The organism is Haloarcula regularis, assembly GCF_029338315.1.
Classification (GTDB): domain Archaea; phylum Halobacteriota; class Halobacteria; order Halobacteriales; family Haloarculaceae; genus Haloarcula; species Haloarcula regularis.
The window spans coordinates 72,323-94,093 of sequence record NZ_CP119795.1; the positions used below are offsets into that span (position 1 = coordinate 72,323).

Here is a 21,771-nt window from a genome sequence, read left to right on the forward strand (position 1 = left end):
ATTGTTAGTAACCTCCAGGGTCGTTCTCGGTCCGCCGGTAGGACGGCGTCCCGCTGTCTTCGTCGCTATTCGCGCCCCGGGCTGCTGCTTTCTGCGCTACAGCGTGTCCCGCTGCGGCCTTCGGTCCCCACCGGGCCGCGGTCGTGGCGATGCCGGCGCCGCCGATGTAGGCTCCAGCGGCGACACCGCCGATGAGGGCCGCTCCTTTCGTCGCACCACCGAGAACCTTCGCCGTGAGTGGGGTCGCGTATTTGAACGTCTTCCAGGTTAGGTAGAGTGCGATCAGCGGGAGCGATGCCGCGACTAGATACCGCAAAAACGGACTACTCGGAGCGATGGCGTTCTGAGAGTACAGCAAGTCGTATCCTTTGAACACCACCGCTGCAGGCAGAGGTAGGACCGCTAACGGGACGAATTTCTTACTGAACCCCATCGCGATATCCGAGAGCACGGGGACGTTTCCGTAGGCCAGCGCGAACGCAATCGGCATACCATACACGTAGACGTAGAGCAAGACTTCGCGAATGTAGTAGAGTGCCTCCAAAGCCCACATTGAGAGCCCTCCAATCAGTGCGAATACGAGTGAAAGCCCAGGGTTTGTGATTGAAACTTCGAGCAAGTTGAGCATCGCATCGCCCAGAGAACCCAGACTCGGCATCAGGGCGATAGTGAACCCGTCCACTATGTAGAGTCCAAGAATACTGACCCAGTACCAGCTGATAATCAGAAACGCGCCGACCCAAGCTGTTTTCTTGGTGCGCCTGGCCTCGTATGCACTTCCAATATTGAATATACGGATCGTGTGACGCCCCTGAACGCACATCACGAGGAGAAGCAGCGAGATCAACATGATCTCTCCACCGACAAGCGCGTCCTGAATTGACGGCCAAGGAGCATTGCTGGGCTCTCCGAAGACGAATGCCCCATCTGTCTCCGGCGTTGGTGTCCCGAACATCTCCTCGGTGAGGGTCTCATAGCCGGAACGCAGGCCATCCATGAAGAGGCCGACAATCCAATCGACGACCTCTTTGAATCCCTCAAGGACGACGTCGATTAGATCAACCATGGTTAAGCCTCACTGATGGAAATTTCGCAGTTATCGGGTTCTTGGGACGCTGAATATTGGATACGGTACGTTTTGGTGACTCGGTCCCCGCCAACTCGCGTCTCGAGTATTAGTTCAAACTCACCGGTCTTCGATTCCTCCGAACAGGACGTGCCTGCCCCAGGAACGAAGGCGAACGGCGAGCGTGAACTATAGAGCGTAATTTGTTCTTCGGGCGCGATAATGACCTGCTCGACCTCGGAGTCGGATTCCGGGTCGTAAATCCCGCTTACGTCTTCATCATCGACATAGTTCGTCCCCTCATCGTCGGACGGATAGGGGACATCACCGATGAAGAGCAATTTTGTAACTGCATCGGGGCCAGTTCCCTGGTTTTCGAGGGTGACGAAGGCCTCCTCTTCGGTTTCGCTTTCTGATCCATCCCACATCTCTTCAGGCTGGTTTCTACCGATGCCCATCTCGACGATCCCGAGGTTTGGCTTGACAGAAAGCGAACTTTCACCAACTGTTTCCTCACCGCTGAGGGCTACTATTTCGTACTCGCCAGGAGCGTACGTTGTGCCGAGATCAAATGAGACTTGTTGGGAACCTGCAGCGACCTCCCGCTGTCCGAACAGTTCGCCGTCCGGTTGGATGAGGTTGATCTGGTCGAACTCCGAATCCGAATCGAACTGGACTATGAGTTCTGTTCCTTCAACAGTTACCTGCTGGAACACACCAGATTCATTTTCTGGACTTGAACTACCGTTAGGACCGGTGCTTCCGTTGCCATCCAGACAGCCGGCCATGCTCACGAGAGCGGCGCCGGTGACTGTTCGGAGGGCGGTCCGTCTACTAAGGTGGGGATTGTCCTGAGTCATGGTTTCTGTCCGAAGATGTCTTCTGGGCCGAGCATCCGCAGGAGGCGCTTGCCAGCGTAGAACATCACGAAGAACGGCAGGAGCTGCCAGCAGACCTCGAACACCAGCGCAAACCAGCCGTCGATCGTCCCTAGTGGGTGCCAGCGGGCCGTCGCGGTATCGCTCACGTACGCCGGGTCGTGACCGAGCCACGAGCCCGGATGGTACCGAGCCGTGTAGATGCCCGGTTCGTCGATGGTCACGATGGCCACTCCCGAGGCGTTGGTCTCGACGCGCTGATCCGCGACCGTGATGTACCCGTTTCGGGTGGTGCCGCCGATTGGATACTGACGGCTATCGTCGAGCGCAATCGGCGCACCAGTTTGATTGTCCCGCAGTTCGACCCTGAGCGTGGCTTGCGACTGATTCTGTTGGATGACCTCGACAGTGAGATTACTGCGGCGGAGCTGTCGCTCGGACCCTGCATCCGGATCGACGATTGACGCATTCACGCCCCGGACGATGCCCGCAACGTGTAGCGCCTCTCGGTCGACGTTCTCGGCTCGAACGGCGACGCCGTACGTCGTCGTGTACGACTGGTTGACGATGTCGATATTGATGTTCTCACCGATGGTGCCGACCGGAGACGGGCGGTCAGTCCCCCAGGTCTCGATGAGCTCCGGTCCGTCTCGAACCGGCTCGGCACGCGGCCCGATCCGCGAGGGATAGGCGTGGACGTACACCGGAATCGCGTCCGACTGAACGGTCGCACTAGTAGTCCGGTTCGACCGAACGAGTGTGTCCCAGTTGGTGTTCCGAGCGGTGTAGAACCGCCAGATGCCACGGACCCGTGCCTCACCGTCCTCCGTGAGCGTGTACCCCTGCCACGGCCGCGACTGGAAGATGGCTACGCCGGCATCGCCGTTCGGATACTCGGCGTAGTAGGGGTACGCCGAGAGGTCGTAGATCTCGACGGCGATCGAATCGGAGACGTTGCGTGATTCCGTCCGATAGGTGACGTCGACGTCCGTCCGGTCACCCAGGTCGGTCCTGACGGTCTTCTTCAGCCGGACGCTAATCTCCGCTTCCAGCGTGAGATTCGCACTCCAGTCGTCCTCGATCTGGTAGTCGAGGGCAGGCGTATGGGCTCCGTCACGCTCGGCGATGGTCTCGCCGTCCTTCTTCAACCGGACTTCTTCGATCTCGTGTTCCGTGAGCGACCACGAGATAGTCGTGTTGCCGGAGGAACTCCCGTTGGGGACGCGAACGCGGTAATCAACGAACCCGCGCATCGTCCCACTCGGCGCGATGTAGAGTGGGGTTTCACCGGACTCGAGGTGGCCACGAGTAGAGGGCTGGACCGCGAAGATCGTCGCGTGAGCATCTTCGATGAAGACGCCCTCCTCGAGGTCCGCGTGCGGTGGATGTACGGACGTATCTGGGCCGCCGGCGTCGAGGTCCTCAAAGTCGTTCCGCGTCCACGTCGCCGCAGTCGCCGGCGGTCGTTTGAACGTAACGTCCGTTCCGTTGGCGACCTGATGGACAGCGGAGCGGTTCTCGCCGTAGCGCTGGCGGTACTCCTCTTGAGTGATGTAGTTGTCCGCATCACGTGACCACAGCGTTGCCGACTCGTTTTCCGTGAGCCCGTTCCCTTCCGTACCTGGTCGCGGCGGGTCAGCGGCGACGATACCCGTGACTAGGCTCGTCGCGAGCAAACCGGCCATGAGCACGGAGAGCTCTCGATGGTTCATAGGGCTCGCAACGGGGACTGCGGAGTGGTTACCAGGGGACGAGGTCGACGCACTGCGCCAGCGGGAGGCCCATCATCGACCCGGCGACGGTGTACAGTGGGCCGAGCACGACGAGGACGACCGCGGACTTCATCGCCGACCGTTTGTGGCGCTTCAGCCCCTTCTTCTGCTCGGGATTGAGGGTAAACATCTCGATGAGGGAGTCAGCCTGCCAGACGATGGCGAGGCCGACGATCCCCAGCGCGGTGGTCAGCTGGAAGAACCCTTCAATCATGCTCGGGAGGTTGTCTGCGCTACAGACAGCGTTACTCTGCGCGGCAACCGGCTGGACAGCGAACAGGCTCAGGAGGACGACAGTGAGCGCTGCCTGTCGAGGGATCTTCCCGGTCAGCGGTGACTGGTTTTCGACGCTAGGCTCAGGGTCGGAGGGAGTCTGATCCTGTGACATAGCGAGTCAATCATCTGTGGCGTCTCCAGCTGGTGGCTGGTTCTGTTGCTCTTCGACGAGCGACTGGAGGTCGTCGAACCGGTTGGTGTCTTCTGCGATCTCGTCGAGAGTGTAGCCCTGCTCGCGGGCCCGTTCGAGGAGGTCGCGGAGTTCATCGGGGTCAACACCGCGGACTTCCATTTCCTCGCGGAGGGCGCGGCGATAGAGGGCGGAAGCGTTGATGTGGTCGTTCCACATCAGGTACAGGTCATCGATGTCCTCGATGGTGACTGACCTCGTAATCATACATGCGGGTATGGGTATGCACCGGTTGAGTCACGGTACATATTGGCGCGGTAGTTGGATGATACCTAAATGCTTTCTGGCCAGCAATAACTGCAAATTTGTTGGGTAAATTATAACCAAATTACTTGTTGGTCTCGTAGAAAAGGCTTAACCAACACCTGCCGAGTGCGGTGGGGAGTCTGTTGGTTAAAGCTGAGAATCAGATCGCTTACTCGAGCTCCACAACTTCGCCGCTCCCCTCGTCGAGGATCTCTCGCACTTCGGCCAAGAGTTCCTCCCCTTCCTCGTGGAGGGCTGTACCTTCATCGAGGTCGCATTCGTCCGCGTCGAGCTGTTCAATGATCTCCTCGACGCGACTCAGTCGATCGTGGATTTCGGAGTCGTTTGCCACGGTTAGATCACCCCCAGCCAAAGTCCGGTGATGACCAACAACAGCAACAGCAGCACTACGATGGCGACCTTGTAGTAAATCGGTGGGAGGCCCTCGGGTGCGGTCGCTTCATCGACTGCTTCGGCGAGCTCCTGTTCGTGTTCGTGGTCCTGCTGGAAGGTCTCGTACGCGGCGTCGAGCTGTTGCTCCAGCGGCTCGATCTCACTCGCAAGGAACTCTTGGCGGGAATTCACGATATACTCTCCGGCGGCGGTCGGCGTGATCGTCGCGACGTCCGCCACCTGATCCGCGATGAGCCGGTCATCGGTGTGTCCAATCGCGGTGACCACCGGGGTATTCGCGGTGAAAATCGCCTCCGCAACCCGCTCGGTGTTGAAGGCTTGGAGGTTCGAATCGCTCCCACCGCCCCGACCGACGATGATGGCGTCGACGTCCTCCGAGCGGTCGAGATGGTGGATGCCGTTCGCGATGGACGTCGGCGCCTCCGACCCTTGGACGGTCGCGTCCTTCACCAGGATGTCGACGGTGGGGTCTTGTCCGTGGATCGCGTTCTGGATGTCGTACCGGGCATCGCCACGGAGGGAGGTTACGACCCCAACCCGCTCTGGAAACGCCGGCGGGCGCTGTTTCTGCTCGTCGTCGAACCAGCCACGCTCTTCGAGTTCGCTTCGCAGTCGCTCAACGGCAGCCGCTTGGTCGCCGTCGCCGACGACGATCACCTCCCACGGTTTGAGGTCGATTTTCCCACCTTCGACCCAGTAGTCGATATCGCCCTCGAGGATGACTTCGGTCCCGTCCTCAAGGTCGGCGTCCATCTCCCGGTAACGGTTCGCCCAGATCATACAAGGGAGTTCGGCGTCGCCGTCGGTGAGCGTGAAGTAGAGCGCCGTACTGTTCTGGTGGAGGTCAGTGACTTCTCCGATACAGCGGACACCGTGGAGTGCGGGGGTGTCCTTAACAACCGATGTTATCCGCTCATTTAGCTCTGTAACACTGAGAACACTAGTAGCGTGTTGATCGGCCGCCCGCCGTTCAGTGTCCGATGAATCCGCCATTCACCTCTTCTATATTCCGAACAGGATCTTCAAAGGCACACCATAAATAACCTTACCAGAATTTTGTGGTGCAGCCGATTACTGCTTGATTGTCTGTTCGCCATCCTCGCCGATATTGATGACTGCGTCAAAGAGCTGTACCAGCGTATTCCGTGTTTGAGCGTCGTGTGCCCCTGGATCCATATGGAAGTGTGCGACAGCGTCGATCAAATCAATCCGTGCCGTCAGAACGTGTAGAAACCGAAAGACGCGCTGCAGGTCTGCATACTGAATAAGCGCTGTCAACGAATGGAAACAGATGACAGTCTGGTTTTGATTTTTGGCCCACACCTAAAGGTAATTTGTTAGTGTAATCCCAAGGCCGGTCAGATCGGTAGGGTCAGAAATAACGTCGATCGAAACAGATCCTGGCGGCTGTAGTGTAGCTGTTTGTTGAGTACCGGTTGACTCAGTTTGTTCCCCCACTGTAACGATCCCAGCCTGTGCCGGAAGACCATCGCCAACGTGGGTCTGCCAGAGTTCAAGACGGTCCTGTGCTGGCTGCGTAAAGGTGACTGAAAGGACGTTCTCGTTAGAAATGTCGGTGAGTGTGAGCAGATTCATACAGGCATCATCTCCAGCAGCAGATAATGAAGGCACAAGAAGGAGCACGTTTGAGGTATCCCCTTCTTCTCCGTGAAAGAGGGCACCGAACTTGGTGCCGGTGACAGCCAAACCCATGCGTGCCAATAGTAGATTTATCAATATTTCGAGTCACATCTTACACCCGCTAAATACTCTCAAGATGCTACAACCGGCGTTCGAGATGTTGAGCTGACGGAGAAAATGATATTGAAAGATACCATGGCCTGACTTGCGAGGGCAAATGAATCAATTCGCTTTGGGGAGTCTCAGAGTGAACACTGCTCCTTCTGGATCGTTATTCCGTACCGCGACATCCCCTCCATATTGTTCTACGATCATCTGAACGAGGTAGAGCCCGATCCCTGTCCCACTACTCTCGAGGCTTTGCTCCCCTTTCCCGAAAATTGTCTCTTGCCGACTCTCAGGGACACCCGGACCGTTGTCCCTGATTCTAATTTCTACGTTGTCGGCGTCTTCTTCAGCCATTACCTCGACGACAGGCCTGTCTTTGTCGTTGTGCTGTACAGCGTTATTCAACAGGTTTCGGAACACAGATGACAGCATCTCGTTGGCCTGCACTTCGACATCCGGAATCAATCCGACCGTGTTAATGTCTGCATCTGGATAAGACTCTTGCCGGAGAGTGAGTTCTGTGTCCAGAACTGACCGTAATGGTGTGGGCCTGATTTCAACAGTTTCCTCGCTCGTTACTGTCTCGACATAATCACGAGCGATTTCAGTGAGTTCGACAATGTGCTCACCACTTGTGAGAATCTTCTCAAGATGATCTGACCCGGCATCGTCAACGTGCTCTTCGAGTAATTCGGCCCAGCCGAGAATCACCGCCATGTCGTTGCGAATATCGTGACGAACAACGTGATTCAACATCTCGAGTTCTTCATTGGCCTGTCTCAATTTCCGTTCTTGTTTCTTACGCTCGGTAATATCGACGAACGAGGACATCAAGGCGATTGGTTCGTCGGCATCATTTTCCACATAGCTGGCCGAACAGTAAGCGGTAAACGTCGTTCCGTCTTGTCGGACGGCCTGGAGTTCTCCTTCCCAGCTTCCGGTTTCTTGGATCGTGGCGACAACCTCTGCGGCGGCTTCTGGCTCACTCCAGAACTCGGTGACTGGTCTCCCACACACGTTTTCGGTATCAGCAAAACCCCACATCTCACAGAATGCAGGATTCACCGACCGTAACTCGCCGTCCAGACCTGCAATTGCAATCCCACTGAGAGCTGAATTACAGGCGTACTCATAGATCTGGAGCTGCTCTTCCTGCTCTTTCCGCTCGGTGATGTCCCGATTGATCGCGACGAATCCCTCTACATCACCATCCTCAGTTTGGATTGGTGCAATCGTTTGGTCAAGAATGACCTTCTGGCCGTCATTCCGTTCATCGATCATTTCGTGTTCCCAATCGTCTCCTGCAAGAACGGTCTCCCAAAGGTCTGCATAGAAGGACTCGTCGTACGTTCCTGAACTGAGAATAGCGGGGGTTTCACCTTCTGCCTCCTCGGCAGTGTAACCCGTGATCTCCTCAAATGCTGGATTTACGTATTCAATTGTCCCGTCGGTATCGGTAATATAGATGGCGTGAGCGGCGTGCTCAACGGCTTCTCTGAATTGTCGGAGTTCTCGCTCCCGCTGTTTGCGCTCAGTAATATCATGCAGCACGCCCCGAACAAGCGTGGTTTCCCCGTTTTCGTCGGTATTGACTTCGCCCTGAGCACGGATGTCTCGAACGGTGCCGTCAGGGCGAACAATACGTAGTTCACGATCGTACGGTTCTCCCTGTTCAACCGCTCGATTCACAACGTCTTTGATCACGTCGCGGTCGTCCGGGTGATAGAAATCGATTGCCTCCTCCAAGGTCGGCTCGTACCCCTCGTCAACGTTGTGTATCTGATGGACACCAACAGACCAGCTGAGGGATTCGGACTGTGGATCATACTCCCAGACACCGATATCAGCGATATCCTGAACACGACGAAAGAGGATATCGATGTCGGTACCTGTAGCAGACATATCCATGCAGAGACATAGCACACAAATAAGGATGGTGAAGAACTGAACAGCGTTCACAGCGCTGAAGACTCGGATTTGGCGAGCCACCAGCAAGGACGGTATTTATATATCTACGTGTCAATAATTCTGTATATCGACACTCAGTCCAGTAGTCGATATCGCCTTCGAGGATAACTTCGGTTCCGTCCTCGAGGTCAACATCCATCTTCCGATAGCGGTTCGCCCAGAGCATACAGGGAAGCTCGGCGTCGCCGTCGGTCAGCGTGAAGTAGAGGGCCGCACTGTTTTGATGTCGAGCAGTGACTTCGCTGATACAGCGGACGCCGTTGAGGGCAGGCGTGTCCTGGACGACCGACACGATCCGGTCGTTTAGCTGGGACACGCTAAGGACCTCTCTCGCATCGGGTTCGACCGCCTGCCGTTCGGTATCCGGTGCGTCCGCCATCTCCGTTTCCTAACTTCTGAACAGGAACCTCAAAAAGCTACGTTCGAGTGCCGGGGTGGGCTGCGTTACGCAGGCCTACAGATCGCGGGGTTGGACCGTCTTCCGGTCGTTGGCCTCGGCACGCTCTGCGGCGTCGTCGAGCAGTTCGGCGACCTCTTCATTGAGGGCGTCGTAGAAATCTGCCGAGACGTTGTGGTCCGAAAGTGCGTCCTTCACGGCTGCTTTGACGATGAGGTCAGACATTCCATCGCGGATTTCTCTTGTCCACCATATAAAGGTTCGAAGTTCCCACGCCGGGTTCTCACCTCGTTGTATCGAATAATGGCCTTTGAGCACCAGAGAGAACATATGCCACCCCTCAAAAATAGGGAACGGACGGATGCACGATCTAACTGGGTTCCAGCGGGACATCTTGTACGTGATCGCCGAGCTCGAGGAACCACACGGGCTCGCAGTAAAGGACGAACTCGACGACTACTACGAACAGGAGATCAACCACGGCCGGCTCTATCCGAATCTCGACGACCTCGTCGAGAAAGGGCTCCTCAAGAAAGGCGAACTCGACAAGCGAACCAATCTGTACTCGCTAACGCAACGAGGCTCCCGCGAAATTGAGGCACGTCGAGAGTGGGAAGACGAATATATCGAGTCTACAGAAGAAGTCGCTCCGTCGACCTAGATGCCATTTATCGCACAGTCTTCTACAGGCGAGGAGGGAGGAACAGTTCTTCCTGAAGAGGTAGAGGACGGTACTGACGTCGTGTGTCCAGCCTGTGGCGGAACGATGCGACCACGGGGCCCATTTGATGATGGCCGCGCCCGCCATTTCTATCACGTTACTGCGGGCTCAGGGGATTCGACGGCCAATTGCTCCGGAGGAGAGTCGGATCCGCATCGAAAGATGAAATCACTCGCAGTATCAGCGTTGCGGCAGCGGTTTGACCAATATGTCCGTTGTGGACCCGAGGTCACCGTCGATGTCCCCAATACGCCGACGCTCACTGATTCTCGCCGAGCAGATGCCCTCGTCGAATTTCCCGCTGATGACACAAACGACTACCTTGGGCGTGGATTGATCGTTGAGGTACAATACGCAAACGAAGACAAAGACCTGTACGCGGTCACGCACGACTATCTCTCGGCCGGATATAGCGTCTACTGGGCCAGCCCTGACGATTTTACGAACGACCGATTCCGTATTGAGGAGATGGTCGTCGCATTCGACAAACGGGCTGAGGCCGCCTTCGCAGCTTCGTGGGCAGACCCTCCAGAGGTAGATCCTCCTGAGGAGTATCTGGAGCGGTTCGTGAACGGTGACTCCCTAACTTTCTCCGACCCAAATCCGGACTGTGACCATACCTGGAAATACGGAGGGAGTGACCTCCACGACCGGGATTTCTGTAAACACTGTCGGCTTGAGCGCTGGAAAGACACTACGGTAGAGGAGTATATCTACGATGAGTCGACCATCAAGACAAACTCCGATCTTTCTGACAGAGCTGCTCAAGCAGCGTTTGAACAGCGAGAAAAGGAGAAGAAGAAAGAAGACCATCAACACGTCTGGGAGCCGCGAGGAGAGAACCGCTATCGGTGCCGGTGTGGGGCCCGTCTCAAAGAGCACAACGGAGAGGAGACCATCTCAAATGATCCGTTCGAGGACTTCTCTGAGATGACGACCACGGACCCCCAGTACTGTGACCACATTTGGGAACGTGAAGACGGCTGCATGCGGTGTATCTCCTGCGGACTCGAGGACCCGCTCTAACCAATTCCGTCTTGCACTGACCTACGACTGGGAGAGATTATTTGCTTACCGAGATGTTCTTTGCCGGTATGCCCTTCCGCGGTCGTCGTGACGGTCGTCCGGTCGTCCCCGCCATTATCGACGATGGAGAAGCCGTCACCTGTCCGGTATGCGGCGGGACGATGTACCCACGATCGGCGCCGGGCAAGTCTCGACATTTCTACCACGTATCAGATGACGCCAGCCAGCGTTGCTCGAATGGTGGCGAGTCGGAGACCCACGAACGCGCAGTCGCCCGTGTTGAGGTCGCTCTGCACCAGCAATTCGGAGAAAACGCCCGCATTGAGACGGAGGTGGACGTCGACGTGTCCGAGGTGCCGACACCTGTGACCGAACGCCGGGCCGACGCACTCGCGACCTTTGATGATTGGAACCCTTATTTCGGGGAAGGTCTCGCCGTTGAGGTACAGCACAGTCACGAGGACAAGGACGTCCATCAGGTGACGCATGACTACTTGGCCGCAGAGTACTCGGTCGTCTGGATACGCGCGGCAACAGTCCTTCTCGATACGTTCAACTACGACACAATCGGTGCCGAATTTGAGCAAGATGACGGTTCTGGATACGCCCAACGAACGAGCAAAGCGAGCCGATTTACGAACTGCCAAGTGCTGCTCTACGACGGCGAACACGCGTGGGAGCGTGTGCCGCCCTATGCCCATCCCCGCGGACAGGATGACCTGATTACGTACGATATCTGTACTGCCCAGGGTTGCGAGCTACGCCGGCTTAACGAACCCGACGGCAGTTACACCTACACCGCGAGCGACGAGCACGGCCCCGACTTTCCTCTGAAAGCGCTCAAGAACGTGATTGTCCGGGAGTACGACCGAGACCCGTTCTGGAAGTGGGCAGGAAGCCAGTACCAGTCCGCACAGGTAGAGAAACTGCTTGCGACACGACCTGAGATAGAGCGCTGCCGGGCCGAAGGGGTTTCACGAATGGGGGCGGCGAGAAACGCTCTGGACGAACCATTCCGACCAGCCGTTGATTGAACTCCGCGAGTGTATGTACTGTCCTGTTCGGTTAGTGACGAACCACCGAGGGCGATCAGGACACAGTTCATTCTGTCTCTACGGTCGAGAGCCTGATCTCGACTGGGATGACGTGTATTTCCAAGCCAGCCCTCCCGAGTGTGATCACTATCTCTACAATGAGGATGCGATCGAAGATTACTGCCCCAAGTGCGGGGCGACGATGGAGACTCCCGAGACTACTCTCCGCGACCACACAAGCTGGATTCCGCCGTAATGGTAACACCAGTCGCTCATCCCATCAACGGAAGAATCCAGTCAAAGCTCGATTGAGACTCGGCCCACTACCGAATCCGAGAATATCGATAGCCGTCTTTGATTCGGCGATGGTGATACTTTCCGTGAGAGGATGCCGCCATCAGTCCTTGATAGATTCTCTTAGGGACGTTGTAGTATTGATAGACTCGGCCACCGTGGAATTCGATCTCGAGGGTGTTTGAACTCTGGTCGTAGCCGACACTTCTCAGGTTACTCGACGAAACGGGTGTTCGGTTCATAGCTGTGGGATATAGCGGGCTACCGTACTCTTGATACGAGCGAGTAGACTATCCTCTTTGGACGAGTCAGCACCTTCAGGTTCAGCCTTGTCCTCGGCTGGCTCTTTCTCGACGACAGCATCGAGACCCAGTTCTGCGACACTCCCCGTCTCGACAGTCGACGGCGTTGTCCGATAGAGTCCTGTCTTCGCTATTGGAACGCCACGATCGCCGGCAGCTGTGAACGCCCCATTACAGAACTGGCAGTCGGGAGCAGCCTCTGCGTCGCTCACAAGGCGGTCTGAAGTTGCGCTGTACGTGCCGGTTCGGAATCCGTGCCGGTCGGCGAGGAGTCCCGTGAGGAACCGGTGCAGAGCGAACGTCAACCGTTGTACTGGTTCCTGATTGATCGTGATGACCGACGGTTGCTCTCCGGCAACGAGTTCAAGCCCGTACTCGAGATTGTCTTCGTCTTCGCCTTCGGCATCAATCCGATCTTCGTTAATCGCATCCAAGCAGTCCAGACACGCCCGGTTCGCGCCGGACACCTGAAAGCTGGTCGCGATGCTTCGGAGTCCAGCGTCGTCGTCAACATCGATATCCGTGCCTGCGTTGAACAGTGGCCGAAGGTACTGCTGGGCAGCCTCCGACACGAATCGACGTGACGTGGCGGTATCGGTGCCAGTGACAATCACGTCTGCAGCGACGACCTGTTCTAGAGCTCTCGGAGCCTGTACTTCCTCGTGGATGCCGTGATAGTAGATCGACGGATCAATATCGGAGACAACGCGGCCCAAGACCTCCGCCTTGGGTGTTCCACATCCGTCGACGGCCTCGGCCCACGCAGCTGGGACGACACCATCCTCGTCGGGCGTCCGCTTGGGATCACCAGCATCGGCCGGGCGTGCGCCGACGATTCGCGAGCGGTTGGATTCTTCCACGACGTCGGGATCAACGACCGTGATTTCGCCAACGCCGAGGTGAGCGAGCGTCTGGACTATTGGGGCACCGAGTCCACCAGCACCGACTACGGCGACGTGAGCGTCCCGTAGCCGATTGTTACCGCCGTCTCCGTGGAGCAACGCCTGCCGGTCGCGCATCTCGTCGTCACCGTTTGAAACCGGAGGGAGTCGTGAATCCGTCGTCCGAATCCGCTCTAGTTCACGGTCGTGAATAACAACGAGTTCATCAATCGGCGACGCGGCGGCCGTAATTGGCTCATGCCTGATCGTCGGGACGTCAGAGAGCCACGCCCGGCCGGTCAGACCTCCTTGGCCAAAGATGAGGCTTCCGTGCGGACCAGCAGTTCGACCGGTCAGCGACGCCATATGGGCCGGCTCGTTCTCGTCGTCGGTGCCCGAGTAACACGGCTGGCTCGAGCGGGGATGGCTATGGCACATCAGGAGGGCCATATCGTCGAGATACCGGTGGTCAGTCTCGCTCCCCCGCATCATCGACCGGATCGTTGTGTGATCGAATCGGACGATTCCGGTCGACTGGTCGAGATATTCATCCCGATCCAGCAGGTGAACCTCTCGAATGAGATACTCGAAGACCCGCTGCCCACGATGAGTGTACTCCTGTGTACCGGCAACGAGATAGGCGGCATGTTCTTTCGGACAGTTCTGCTCTGGACGTACGAGGTGCTCGCGTAGCCGCTGGTAGTCGGAGCCTCGGATCCGAACCCGTATCCGGTCAGCGACCGGCCACTCGTGATCAGGGTCTTCTAGCACAGAGCGAAGCCAGTGAGATACTCGTGACTTGCTCCCCGTCGCCCGCTCTCGGCTGCCGTCAGTCTCATGTCCCTGCATAGATGTATTATCGGAGGGGTGATCGCCAGCGGGAGGGGTCGCGTCAGTCACCCTGTCGGAGTCGTCCGTTCGCGACGGTCTCCAGATACCACTCGAGATCGGTCTCGTAGGGTTCCCACTCGATACCGTCCAGTTTGTTGATGTGCCAGGAAAGAGCCAACCAGCCCCGGACTTGGTCGTCGCGAGATTTCCGAAAGCTCGCCGCCTCCTTCAAGCCGGAGATCCTCGTCGACGTAGACCCAGTCCGGAGCCTTCTGGGGGTAGTTCTCGTGGACGCGGATCATCACGTCTGTCGTGTCCGCACTGTAGGCATCCGACGGGATCTGGTAGTCCCGAACGGTGACGTGGACGAACTGCGCCTCGGCCTCGGTATCGACATCGACCTCGTGGTTTTCTCGAAGGACTTCGATGTCCGCTGCGAGCACGTCGTCGAGCTGGGTGCTCCCGTAGGCAGTGTCAACGGGGATCGCGTCGAAGACGTTCTCTTCGGCGAGGTTGATGTCGCTGTCTTTGGGGACTCGATCGTCCTCGTCTGGAGGGTAGAGGACGTACTGGTTGGGATCGTACTCGAACGTGCGCAGCAGTTCGATCGGCTCGATGTACTGCTGATCGAGTACTTTCGTTTCCCCACTGACGGTCACCTCGTAGCCGTCAGTCTCTTCGTCGTCCTCATCACCATCACCTTCATCAACATCCTCGAGCGCCTCGTCAAGACCGTCCTCGACTTCTTCGATGGCCTCTTCGAGTGCTTCGAGTTCCTCGGCGTAGCTAACATCGAACCCAGCCGCGTCCTGGAGGGTGTCGATGTCGTCTTGTGCTGACTGAATGTAGTCGGCCGCCCGATGGAGCGCGTCGTAGCGGGATTGATTCTCGTCGGTGTCTTGAGACTCGTCGATAGCGTCCTCTGCGGCTTCGAGTGCGGCACGGAGGTCGTCGGCCGTCCCTTCGTCGAGAGACTCGAGCTGAGCGTTCAGTCCTCGGTAGCGGTCTTGGGCATGCTGAGTTGCTTCCTCGAGATCAGTTGGTTGCATGCACTTTCGCCTAACAGCGTCATCCCCTTAAGCACCACGCGGACTCTACCATCAGTAGCAGCATTGAGCGCACAATCCGCACCAAACGCATAAATCACAGAATCCCCAACAGCGAGACATGCGCCCCAGTGAACGAGTCCATATCGCGCCACTCGGGTTCGAGCGCGATCGTGTTGTCGAGGCTGCGAAACAATTGAAGCTGATCGATTAATCCTACTCGAATGGGGTGAAGGGGAACGACCGCCATTTGTCGAGGAGCTGTATGAGGATATCGAGGCGGCTGGGATTGACCGAGAGATCCGATCCTGCAACATTTTCGATCTGTATGAGGTTGTCCGGGTAACGGCACGAGAGATCCAACAGCACGCAGATGATGACGTGTTCGTGAACATTGCAACCGGGAGTAAAATATCCGCAATCGGCGGGATGATCGCGTGTATGGTAACCGACGCTGTGCCGTACTACGTAGAGCCAGAACGATATGGTGAAAAAGACGCTCAACGGGTCAAACCGGTTTCCCACGGGGTGAAGAACATCAAGGAACTGCCGGCGTACCCAATAGATGCCCCCGAGACACAGCTCATCTACGTGATGGAGTACATTTACCGAAATGGCCCGGTCACGAAGAAGGAACTAATCGACTTCGGCCAGGGGAACGGTAAATCAATCCCAGCAGGAACGCTCGCGGAAGGGCTGCCATTCATAACGGACCACGAGGCAGACTCAGACCGAGCTCGCTACCGATTACTCGAAACGCACGTACTAGAACCACTGGCCGAGAAAGGGTTCATTCAAACCAAAGAAGTGGGTCGAAGAACCGACGTAGATCTTACCGAGGAAGGAGAAAATACACTTTCCGCGTTTAGACACCTCATCGAAACGTGACCGATTCGCTCAGCCGTCTACCGAATCGACATCTTCGAGAGCTTCTGTAGCGACATCACCTAACTCGCCAGCTTCGATATGCGAATACCGTTCACGGACCATTTCTTCGGAGTTGTCGAGATATCGAGCCGCGACGGTATACCCGAACGCGCGGACTAGCACCTCGCCCATCCCACGACGGCCACCGTGTGGAGCAAGGTAATCGTGTTTCGGATGGTCGATGTCGATCTCTGCAGCCTCCGAAAGCCGTTGGAGAATCGACCGTGCACCGTCCGTCGTGATTGACGGCGGCCGGATATCCTCATCGAGCGCCAGCAGGAGGTCGCGAGCGTACTCATCACGCCCCTCAGCAATTGCCTCTGGGCGTTCCCCTCGGTCGGCGAGCTCTTCCCGGACGAGCTCCGCGAGCGTCCGTTGGTCGAACGTCGGAAACACCGGCCACCGCTCCGTCGGTGGGTCCATCAGCTGACGATAGCTTCGCAGCGGAGAGATTACCGGGTCGGGGAGACTCGCGGCGTCCCACTGCTGTTTCTTCCGGTAGACGTCCATACTCCCGTCGTCGGGGGAGAGGTCCTCCCAGCGAACGCCGCGCCGGCGCGGGTCGTTCGGGTCCCGGAGGAGTTCCCCGACGCGGACAGCTGTGTACGCCAAGACGAACACCAGAGCCCGGTCACGAGCCGCCTTCAGCGCCGCGTAGCGTGCACGCTGCTTGTCGAGGGGGTCAGTATCCTCCGGGAGTGTCGTGTACGCCTCGACGGCGTCGCGTGCCTGTTGGTCGACGTGGCGGGTGAGGGCGTGGCGCTGTCCGGACGTCCAGGCCTGCTGGTCGCCGGGCTTGCGGCCGTCGTCCTCCGGCAGTGGCGCCATCGCACTCGCTCGCTGCGCGTAATGCGCTTGGAGATATCCCTCGTTGACGCACCAGCCACACCACGCAGAGATATAGCGGTAATAGGTTTGTACCGTGTTCTGCTTGAGTCCCCGTTCTCCTCCGAGATGCCGAGCGTACTCCCGGAAGACGCGTTCGTCGAGATCGTCGAAGGTGGGCTCCCGGGCGACATCGTCGGGAACGATCCCGGTCCAGTCGTCGGCGCCGCGGTCGCCGGCGGCCCACTCGGCGAACCGCTCGAGTTCGCGGGCTGCGTTGCGTCGATAGTTCCCGCCGTCGCCACCACGGCCTTTCCCTTTGTCCTGGAGGTAGCGCTCGAAGCTGTCGTCGAGCGGCGTCGAAAGCGCGCGATCAGGCATCCACCGGCCCTCCACCGTCCTGCGGGCCCGGTCTCGGTGCCTCTACCCTGGGAAGCGCCGTCGTGAGGCGGTTGCAGCATCCGTACTTCACCGACGGCGGCGGGGTACTTCAAAGTGGTCGTGATTACCGGCGTAATCAGGACCACCGGAGACAGAAGTCTCATAACCATTTTTCCTATGATAGAAGGGTTCTATCCCCCGAAATTCGGATTTGGTCAACGGTATAAATCATATGCCGCTATACCAAAGCCGCGACCGCCATTCGGACCCGGTTCCGAGAATAATCGCGAGACTGGAAGCAGATGGCTTGCTACACAATCTGCATAATGTACAATGCGCCCGAAATCTGAATGATGAGGGAAATCACCCAAATCCAATGTTAGTCGTTCGTAGCTTGCTCGCTCAGCATCTCCACAACTTCCTGAACACGTTCCTCATCGGCTTCGATACCACGCTCCCGGAGGATCTGGAGGGCGACCTCAGCACCGTGGTCCGCAATTACCCGGAGACACGCATCTTGAAACTCTCTTCCCTCAAATTCGGGAACATCAAACATAGAGCACGCAGCAGTTACCGATGATCGCATCCGGGTGACGCCATCCCACGTGTCCTCCCGGACATAGAAGCCGTGCATATCGGTCTCATCAAAGGAGAAGGCCGGTCCACCGGTGGATTCGTCCACATCCTCCTCATCCTGCTCAGGAATGGACTCAGTCTCCGACTCTGTGTCCTCAGTAGTTATCTCTTCATCCGGTTGCGGTTCATCCTGGGTGTCAGTACGTTCGTCGTCATCCGATTCGGTTCCTTCCTCCGTTTGTTTGAGCTGTTCAGCGACGTCCCCGAAACGGTCGTCCTCATTAGGCATGGCTGTGTTCCTCCACGAGGTCCGCTAAGTGGTCGAAATTCGGGATCTGGTCGCAATCTTCGTCGAACTGCGAGACCGGCATTCCTTGCTTGAAGGCGCGGGAAATTGCGGTCCGTTCGCGAATCCCTGGCTTCGGAATACTATCGATGGTGCGTCCCGAATCATCGAGGGCGTCGAAGACCTCCGGGTCCACACGAGCGTACTCGGGGACGAATGAACCGAACTCCCGGTTGAGATTTTCAACGAGAGTCCGATGCTCGTTGCGTTGTCCCATTGTTTCGCGAATCATATTCGGAGTGACTGCGAGGATATCCAACCCGATATTCTGCCGGATTGGGGAGATCTGGCGTTCAATCATCTTATTGAGGCCGTTAATCGAGCCAGCACGCGGGATTAGCGGGATTATGACGCGCTGGACGGCGATGAGGGCGTTGTCGGAGAGTTTCCCACGGCCGCCTGCGGCATCAATTATCACGTAGTCGTATCCGTTTTGAATGAGCGGATCGACAACGTTCCGCCGAAGCTTCACGTCTGCGAACCGTTCGTCCTTCAGCCTCGTCTCAACATTCTCGAGCTCGTTACTCGACGGGAGGAGGTGAACGCCGAAGTCCGTCTCGATAAGCAGGTCTTCGGGGTCCCCACCATCGATAAGGGCGTCACCGAGGTTCGCATCTCGGTCGTACGCATCGTCGTATCCCAACTGGGTCGTCATGTGCCCGTCCTTATCCAGATCCAATAGTACCGTCTCATGGCCACGAGCAGCGAGTCGATCAGCGATGTTGAGCGCGATCGTGGATTTCCCTACCCCTCCCTTGAGCAACGAGACAGCTGCTCCGGGGAGCCCTTCAAACTCGTCAGCACTCATAGCTCAGCACCCCGTAAGAAGCGGATTTTGTACATTTTGTAGGTAATGTACATTGGGTAGATGTTGAAGATTGTGCGAGTTTTGTCGATAATGTACGTTTTGCACTGGTCATACGCGGTCAATGAAGCTCGTCCATCTTAATTCTGTGTCAGACAGATTGCGTACGCCACCTACACAATCTACATTTTGTACATTACGTAGATTGTTGGCACAATCTCAATTGCCATAATCACCGTCGACCCTACGCAATCTACATAATTTAGATTATCAGCATTTCATACGTATTCATCGCAATCTTTGCCACCCACACGAACCAATTGAAGAAGCCCAATTTGCATTATCTACATTATTCACATTATGCAGATTGGCTATGAGATCTACATTCTTCAGTCATTCAATGGGAGAGTCCTGAGTGATAGAACTCAGACAGAGCTGTTCTACCCCGTCTTCTAGTAAGACTTTTAACTGTTACCGGATTATTGGTAACCACCAGATGTATGAGGTTCTCGACGACACCGCGGCGCAGGTCATCCTCACCATCGAGAGTGGTGACTCCATCCGCCGTGTCGCCCAACACCTCCACACGCCCTACGAGACAGTGAGACAGGCCGTCAATCGGCTGGAAGACGCAGGCTACGTTTCCTATGACGACGGCCTCACTGTCGTCGACCAGCGCGTACGCGACGCAGCGCTCGAGCTCGTCGCTGCCAGCGCCGGCGTCAGTCCACCATCCATCGAGGAAACGTACGTCATCCCACAATTCAGTGACTGGCCGTTCGCGTTCACGCGGATCGACGCCGTCTACGTGTGGACTCAGGGCGGCTACCAGGTCGGTCGCGACCCCGACGATTATCCACTGTTCCTCGCTGTTCGTGAGCAGGACGTCGACGCCTGGAAGACATTTTTCGAGTGGTTCGACCTCCCGACCGCATTCGAACGACAGCCCCGAGACGAGTTGGACGGACCGCTGCAGATCGTCCTCGAGCCACGCGCGTCACTCGATATCGAGCACGTCGAAGGGTACCCGGTGATCCCGAGAGCAGAGACAATCGAGTATATGCGCGAGAACTACGCCCAGTTCCAGTCGGGGCTGGCGATGCTCGACCGGATGTACGAGGACCTCGACCTCGGCGTCACGTATCGAGAGACCGAACGGGCACAGCCATGAGCTTCAACAACCGAAGTGACGCGCTCATCGAACTGCTCGAGGAGCTCACCCAAGAGGGCCACGAGTACGTTCTCGTCGGCGGGTACGCTGTCTCAGCGTTCAATGCTCGCTTCTCCACGGACCTCGATATCGTCGTCGCGCCGGACTCCAAGGCTGACTTCGTCGAGTTCCTCGAACAGCAGGGATTCGAGGAAACGGACAGTCACGCCAAGAAATGGTTCTACGACACCGAAGTAATCGAGTACGAGAAGCGGCTCACGCCGCAGCAGCCGATCGGCTTCGATCTCCTGGTAAACGGACTCGGGTGTCGCCAGACGGAGGCACAGTGGTCGTTCGACTACCTGTACGACCACAGCCACCAACAGGAGGTGAGCGGAGGTACAGTGACGACCACAGCCAGAGTCATCGATGGGGCAGTCCTCGTCGCGGCAAAGCTCCATAGCGGCCGTGAAACAGACCTCCGGGACGTCCTGGCAGTAGCACAAGAAATCGATCTCGACACTGTCACGCCTCACCTTCGGCGAGGGGACGACGATGCGCTACGGGAGCAGCTTGAGCGTGGACTGGAGATCATAGAGAGCGATGAACTCAAGCACGGGTATCGGAGTGACTTCGGGGCCTCAGCAGTCTCAGAAGAAACGGTCACCGCTCTCCAAGAGTATCTGTCTGCACAGATTAACCACCTGAGCTGAAGCGGTCGGGACCCCCTTGATCGGAAGTGAAGATAGGGTCCTTCAGCGGTGTTTACAGTCAGTCAAAAAATTGGAGGGGCGGTGTCAGTCGACCGTCGCTAACACACGGACATCCGTAGCTGAGTGTCGTTCCCGTTCAGTACGAGCACCATGCTCGCGGAGGAACTCCTCAATACGATCGACAAGGAACTCCGCATCCTCCCTATCGACGTGAACGATCAGCGTCGGTCGCTCCTTGTCGCTGTTCTCAATCACGAGCGAGACATCCTTGAATTCGTCCGGCTGTCTATACGCCTCGAACTCATCGGCGACCTGGTCGGCCAGGTCATCGAGTACCTCAATCGGTTCCTTTGTCATAGATTGAATTTCGGCCTTGGAAGTTGTGCCATCGTGAACGAACGGAGAGGGCGTAACGTGACTTTCAGAACCACATCCATCAGACAAACTCGAACGGAACCTTCTCACACCGATGGTTTACCGAGAAGCAGATTGATCCACAGAAAGAACAGCAGTTAGAATGCTCGTGGATCGCTATCGACAATGCTCGCAAACGCGACATTCTCCTGAACTTGTTCAATTTCGACGATTGGCTCGTCGCCGGGTTGAGCGCCGGGAACGATCACGACGTAGCCACGTTCGACTTTTGCGATACCATCGCCCTGATCGCCGACTGTCTCGATGGTCACATCACGTACTTCGCCTTCCTCCACGGGAGGTCCTGAGGAAGAATGGCTCGCAGTCTCACGAGAAGGTGCTCTCTGTGACCCCTGTTGTACTGACGACCCCGTCGAGACAGAAGATTCCAGAATAGCTACTCGATACGTTTCGTCAGCTGATAACGCTTCATAGTTGATTTCATTCGAAGGGACCTCCACTATGTACGTCCCATCCTGCTCTTTAATTGGAGCACTGAACAGAGAGCGAAGGGAGCTGGGAATTTCGACCATTGAGTTTCTA

Annotated in this window: 24 protein-coding genes and 1 pseudogene; 6 read left to right on the top strand and 19 right to left on the bottom strand. The window is 57.0% G+C overall.

Annotated elements, in window-relative coordinates; genetic code table 11:
* Positions 1–4 precede the first annotated feature (4 nt).
* From P1N55_RS19330 to P1N55_RS19380, 11 genes and pseudogenes are all read right to left on the bottom strand, one after another.
* Complete coding sequence (locus tag P1N55_RS19330) at positions 5–1,066, bottom strand: hypothetical protein (protein WP_276278781.1); 1,062 nt, start codon at positions 1,064–1,066, stop codon at positions 5–7.
* 2 nt (positions 1,067–1,068) lie between these two features.
* A complete protein-coding gene (locus tag P1N55_RS19335; RefSeq protein WP_276278782.1) occupies positions 1,069–1,926 on the bottom strand; it encodes a hypothetical protein in 858 nt (285 codons plus the stop codon).
* Positions 1,923–3,656, bottom strand: coding sequence for a hypothetical protein (locus P1N55_RS19340; RefSeq protein WP_276278783.1), 1,734 nt, complete (start codon positions 3,654–3,656; stop codon positions 1,923–1,925). The genes P1N55_RS19335 and P1N55_RS19340 overlap by 4 nt, the downstream gene beginning before the upstream one ends.
* Before the next feature lie 28 nt (positions 3,657–3,684).
* A complete protein-coding gene (locus P1N55_RS19345; RefSeq protein ID WP_008580508.1) occupies positions 3,685–4,104 on the bottom strand; it encodes a hypothetical protein in 420 nt (139 codons plus the stop codon).
* Between the two features lie 6 nt (positions 4,105–4,110).
* Positions 4,111–4,389, bottom strand: coding sequence for a hypothetical protein (locus P1N55_RS19350; RefSeq protein WP_008580506.1), 279 nt, complete (start codon positions 4,387–4,389; stop codon positions 4,111–4,113).
* Between the two features lie 208 nt (positions 4,390–4,597).
* Positions 4,598–4,780: an exodeoxyribonuclease VII small subunit gene (gene xseB / locus P1N55_RS19355; protein WP_135822919.1), complete on the bottom strand. Its 183-nt coding sequence runs from the start codon at positions 4,778–4,780 to the stop codon at positions 4,598–4,600.
* Between the two features lie 2 nt (positions 4,781–4,782).
* Positions 4,783–5,835, bottom strand: coding sequence for an exodeoxyribonuclease VII large subunit (xseA, locus tag P1N55_RS19360; protein WP_276278784.1), 1,053 nt, complete (start codon positions 5,833–5,835; stop codon positions 4,783–4,785).
* A gap of 78 nt (positions 5,836–5,913) precedes the next feature.
* A pseudogene (locus P1N55_RS20185) lies at positions 5,914–6,555 on the bottom strand (DUF7504 family protein).
* Between the two features lie 150 nt (positions 6,556–6,705).
* Complete coding sequence (locus P1N55_RS19370) at positions 6,706–8,493, bottom strand: PAS domain S-box protein (protein ID WP_276278786.1); 1,788 nt, start codon at positions 8,491–8,493, stop codon at positions 6,706–6,708.
* On the bottom strand, positions 8,435–8,938 hold the full coding sequence (locus P1N55_RS19375; RefSeq protein WP_276278787.1) for an exodeoxyribonuclease VII large subunit: 504 nt from the start codon (positions 8,936–8,938) through the stop codon (positions 8,435–8,437). The genes P1N55_RS19370 and P1N55_RS19375 overlap by 59 nt, the downstream gene beginning before the upstream one ends.
* A gap of 75 nt (positions 8,939–9,013) precedes the next feature.
* Positions 9,014–9,181: a DNA-binding protein gene (locus tag P1N55_RS19380; protein ID WP_004048632.1), complete on the bottom strand. Its 168-nt coding sequence runs from the start codon at positions 9,179–9,181 to the stop codon at positions 9,014–9,016.
* Positions 9,182–9,317: 136 nt separating this feature from the next.
* On the opposite strand from P1N55_RS19380, the gene P1N55_RS19385 reads away from it, so the two are divergent.
* The 3 genes from P1N55_RS19385 to P1N55_RS19395 all read left to right on the top strand — a co-directional run bounded on the left by P1N55_RS19385 (position 9,318) and on the right by P1N55_RS19395 (position 11,737).
* On the top strand, positions 9,318–9,617 hold the full coding sequence (locus P1N55_RS19385) for a helix-turn-helix transcriptional regulator (protein WP_276278788.1): 300 nt from the start codon (positions 9,318–9,320) through the stop codon (positions 9,615–9,617).
* Positions 9,618–10,703, top strand: a complete 1,086-nt coding sequence (locus P1N55_RS19390; RefSeq protein WP_276278789.1) for a competence protein CoiA family protein — start codon at positions 9,618–9,620, stop codon at positions 10,701–10,703.
* A 68-nt stretch (positions 10,704–10,771) separates the two neighbouring features.
* Positions 10,772–11,737 (top strand): competence protein CoiA, encoded by a 966-nt coding sequence (locus P1N55_RS19395; protein ID WP_276278790.1) that lies wholly within the window; start codon positions 10,772–10,774, stop codon positions 11,735–11,737.
* A 323-nt stretch (positions 11,738–12,060) separates the two neighbouring features.
* On the opposite strand, the gene P1N55_RS19400 is transcribed toward P1N55_RS19395, so the two are convergent.
* The 3 genes from P1N55_RS19400 to P1N55_RS19410 form a co-directional block, all read right to left on the bottom strand.
* Positions 12,061–12,273, bottom strand: coding sequence for a KTSC domain-containing protein (locus P1N55_RS19400; protein WP_276278791.1), 213 nt, complete (start codon positions 12,271–12,273; stop codon positions 12,061–12,063).
* Positions 12,270–13,985, bottom strand: a complete 1,716-nt coding sequence (locus tag P1N55_RS19405; RefSeq protein ID WP_276278792.1) for a HesA/MoeB/ThiF family protein — start codon at positions 13,983–13,985, stop codon at positions 12,270–12,272. The genes P1N55_RS19400 and P1N55_RS19405 overlap by 4 nt, the downstream gene beginning before the upstream one ends.
* A gap of 125 nt (positions 13,986–14,110) precedes the next feature.
* A complete protein-coding gene (locus P1N55_RS19410; protein ID WP_276278793.1) occupies positions 14,111–15,094 on the bottom strand; it encodes an E2/UBC family protein in 984 nt (327 codons plus the stop codon).
* Positions 15,095–15,286: 192 nt separating this feature from the next.
* On the opposite strand from P1N55_RS19410, the gene P1N55_RS19415 reads away from it, so the two are divergent.
* Positions 15,287–15,979, top strand: coding sequence for an HFX_2341 family transcriptional regulator domain-containing protein (locus P1N55_RS19415; protein ID WP_276278860.1), 693 nt, complete (start codon positions 15,287–15,289; stop codon positions 15,977–15,979).
* A 9-nt stretch (positions 15,980–15,988) separates the two neighbouring features.
* On the opposite strand, the gene P1N55_RS19420 is transcribed toward P1N55_RS19415, so the two are convergent.
* The 3 genes from P1N55_RS19420 to P1N55_RS19430 form a co-directional block, all read right to left on the bottom strand.
* Complete coding sequence (locus tag P1N55_RS19420) at positions 15,989–17,224, bottom strand: phage integrase SAM-like domain-containing protein (protein ID WP_276278794.1); 1,236 nt, start codon at positions 17,222–17,224, stop codon at positions 15,989–15,991.
* A gap of 379 nt (positions 17,225–17,603) precedes the next feature.
* Positions 17,604–18,089 carry a hypothetical protein gene (locus P1N55_RS19425; RefSeq protein ID WP_276278795.1) on the bottom strand — a complete coding sequence of 162 codons (486 nt, stop codon included), beginning with the start codon at positions 18,087–18,089 and terminating at the stop codon, positions 17,604–17,606.
* Entirely contained in the window at positions 18,082–18,954 is an 873-nt protein-coding gene (locus tag P1N55_RS19430; protein ID WP_276278796.1) for a ParA family protein, read from the bottom strand. The genes P1N55_RS19425 and P1N55_RS19430 overlap by 8 nt, the downstream gene beginning before the upstream one ends.
* Before the next feature lie 493 nt (positions 18,955–19,447).
* Between P1N55_RS19430 and P1N55_RS19435 the strand changes: the two genes are divergently transcribed.
* Together P1N55_RS19435 and P1N55_RS19440 are read left to right on the top strand one after the other, a co-directional pair.
* Entirely contained in the window at positions 19,448–20,122 is a 675-nt protein-coding gene (locus P1N55_RS19435) for a helix-turn-helix domain-containing protein (protein ID WP_276278797.1), read from the top strand.
* On the top strand, positions 20,119–20,814 hold the full coding sequence (locus P1N55_RS19440) for a nucleotidyltransferase domain-containing protein (RefSeq protein WP_276278798.1): 696 nt from the start codon (positions 20,119–20,121) through the stop codon (positions 20,812–20,814). The genes P1N55_RS19435 and P1N55_RS19440 overlap by 4 nt, the downstream gene beginning before the upstream one ends.
* Positions 20,815–20,898: 84 nt before the next feature.
* Here the strand turns inward: P1N55_RS19440 and P1N55_RS19445 are convergent, their stop codons facing one another.
* Positions 20,899–21,171 carry a hypothetical protein gene (locus tag P1N55_RS19445; RefSeq protein WP_276278799.1) on the bottom strand — a complete coding sequence of 91 codons (273 nt, stop codon included), beginning with the start codon at positions 21,169–21,171 and terminating at the stop codon, positions 20,899–20,901.
* 155 nt (positions 21,172–21,326) lie between these two features.
* Positions 21,327–21,761 carry a TRAM domain-containing protein gene (locus P1N55_RS19450; protein WP_276278800.1) on the bottom strand — a complete coding sequence of 145 codons (435 nt, stop codon included), beginning with the start codon at positions 21,759–21,761 and terminating at the stop codon, positions 21,327–21,329.
* Positions 21,762–21,771 lie beyond the last annotated feature (10 nt).

What these genes read in the sequence shown, in the direction of transcription:
- P1N55_RS19330 (WP_276278781.1), bottom strand. Translation starts at nt 1,066, where the DNA reads ATGGTTGATCTAATCGACGTCGTCCTTGAGGGATTCAAAGAGGTCGTC.
- P1N55_RS19335 (WP_276278782.1), bottom strand. Translation starts at nt 1,926, where the DNA reads ATGACTCAGGACAATCCCCACCTTAGTAGACGGACCGCCCTCCGAACA.
- P1N55_RS19340 (WP_276278783.1), bottom strand. Translation starts at nt 3,656, where the DNA reads ATGAACCATCGAGAGCTCTCCGTGCTCATGGCCGGTTTGCTCGCGACG.
- P1N55_RS19345 (WP_008580508.1), bottom strand. Translation starts at nt 4,104, where the DNA reads ATGTCACAGGATCAGACTCCCTCCGACCCTGAGCCTAGCGTCGAAAAC.
- P1N55_RS19350 (WP_008580506.1), bottom strand. Translation starts at nt 4,389, where the DNA reads ATGATTACGAGGTCAGTCACCATCGAGGACATCGATGACCTGTACCTG.
- xseA (WP_276278784.1), bottom strand. Translation starts at nt 5,835, where the DNA reads ATGGCGGATTCATCGGACACTGAACGGCGGGCGGCCGATCAACACGCT.
- P1N55_RS19370 (WP_276278786.1), bottom strand. Translation starts at nt 8,493, where the DNA reads ATGTCTGCTACAGGTACCGACATCGATATCCTCTTTCGTCGTGTTCAG.
- P1N55_RS19375 (WP_276278787.1), bottom strand. Translation starts at nt 8,938, where the DNA reads ATGGCGGACGCACCGGATACCGAACGGCAGGCGGTCGAACCCGATGCG.
- P1N55_RS19380 (WP_004048632.1), bottom strand. Translation starts at nt 9,181, where the DNA reads ATGTCTGACCTCATCGTCAAAGCAGCCGTGAAGGACGCACTTTCGGAC.
- P1N55_RS19385 (WP_276278788.1), top strand. Translation starts at nt 9,318, where the DNA reads ATGCACGATCTAACTGGGTTCCAGCGGGACATCTTGTACGTGATCGCC.
- P1N55_RS19390 (WP_276278789.1), top strand. Translation starts at nt 9,618, where the DNA reads ATGCCATTTATCGCACAGTCTTCTACAGGCGAGGAGGGAGGAACAGTT.
- P1N55_RS19395 (WP_276278790.1), top strand. Translation starts at nt 10,772, where the DNA reads ATGCCCTTCCGCGGTCGTCGTGACGGTCGTCCGGTCGTCCCCGCCATT.
- P1N55_RS19400 (WP_276278791.1), bottom strand. Translation starts at nt 12,273, where the DNA reads ATGAACCGAACACCCGTTTCGTCGAGTAACCTGAGAAGTGTCGGCTAC.
- P1N55_RS19410 (WP_276278793.1), bottom strand. Translation starts at nt 15,094, where the DNA reads ATGCAACCAACTGATCTCGAGGAAGCAACTCAGCATGCCCAAGACCGC.
- P1N55_RS19420 (WP_276278794.1), bottom strand. Translation starts at nt 17,224, where the DNA reads ATGCCTGATCGCGCGCTTTCGACGCCGCTCGACGACAGCTTCGAGCGC.
- P1N55_RS19425 (WP_276278795.1), bottom strand. Translation starts at nt 18,089, where the DNA reads ATGCCTAATGAGGACGACCGTTTCGGGGACGTCGCTGAACAGCTCAAA.
- P1N55_RS19430 (WP_276278796.1), bottom strand. Translation starts at nt 18,954, where the DNA reads ATGAGTGCTGACGAGTTTGAAGGGCTCCCCGGAGCAGCTGTCTCGTTG.
- P1N55_RS19435 (WP_276278797.1), top strand. Translation starts at nt 19,448, where the DNA reads ATGTATGAGGTTCTCGACGACACCGCGGCGCAGGTCATCCTCACCATC.
- P1N55_RS19440 (WP_276278798.1), top strand. Translation starts at nt 20,119, where the DNA reads ATGAGCTTCAACAACCGAAGTGACGCGCTCATCGAACTGCTCGAGGAG.
- P1N55_RS19445 (WP_276278799.1), bottom strand. Translation starts at nt 21,171, where the DNA reads ATGACAAAGGAACCGATTGAGGTACTCGATGACCTGGCCGACCAGGTC.
- P1N55_RS19450 (WP_276278800.1), bottom strand. Translation starts at nt 21,761, where the DNA reads ATGGTCGAAATTCCCAGCTCCCTTCGCTCTCTGTTCAGTGCTCCAATT.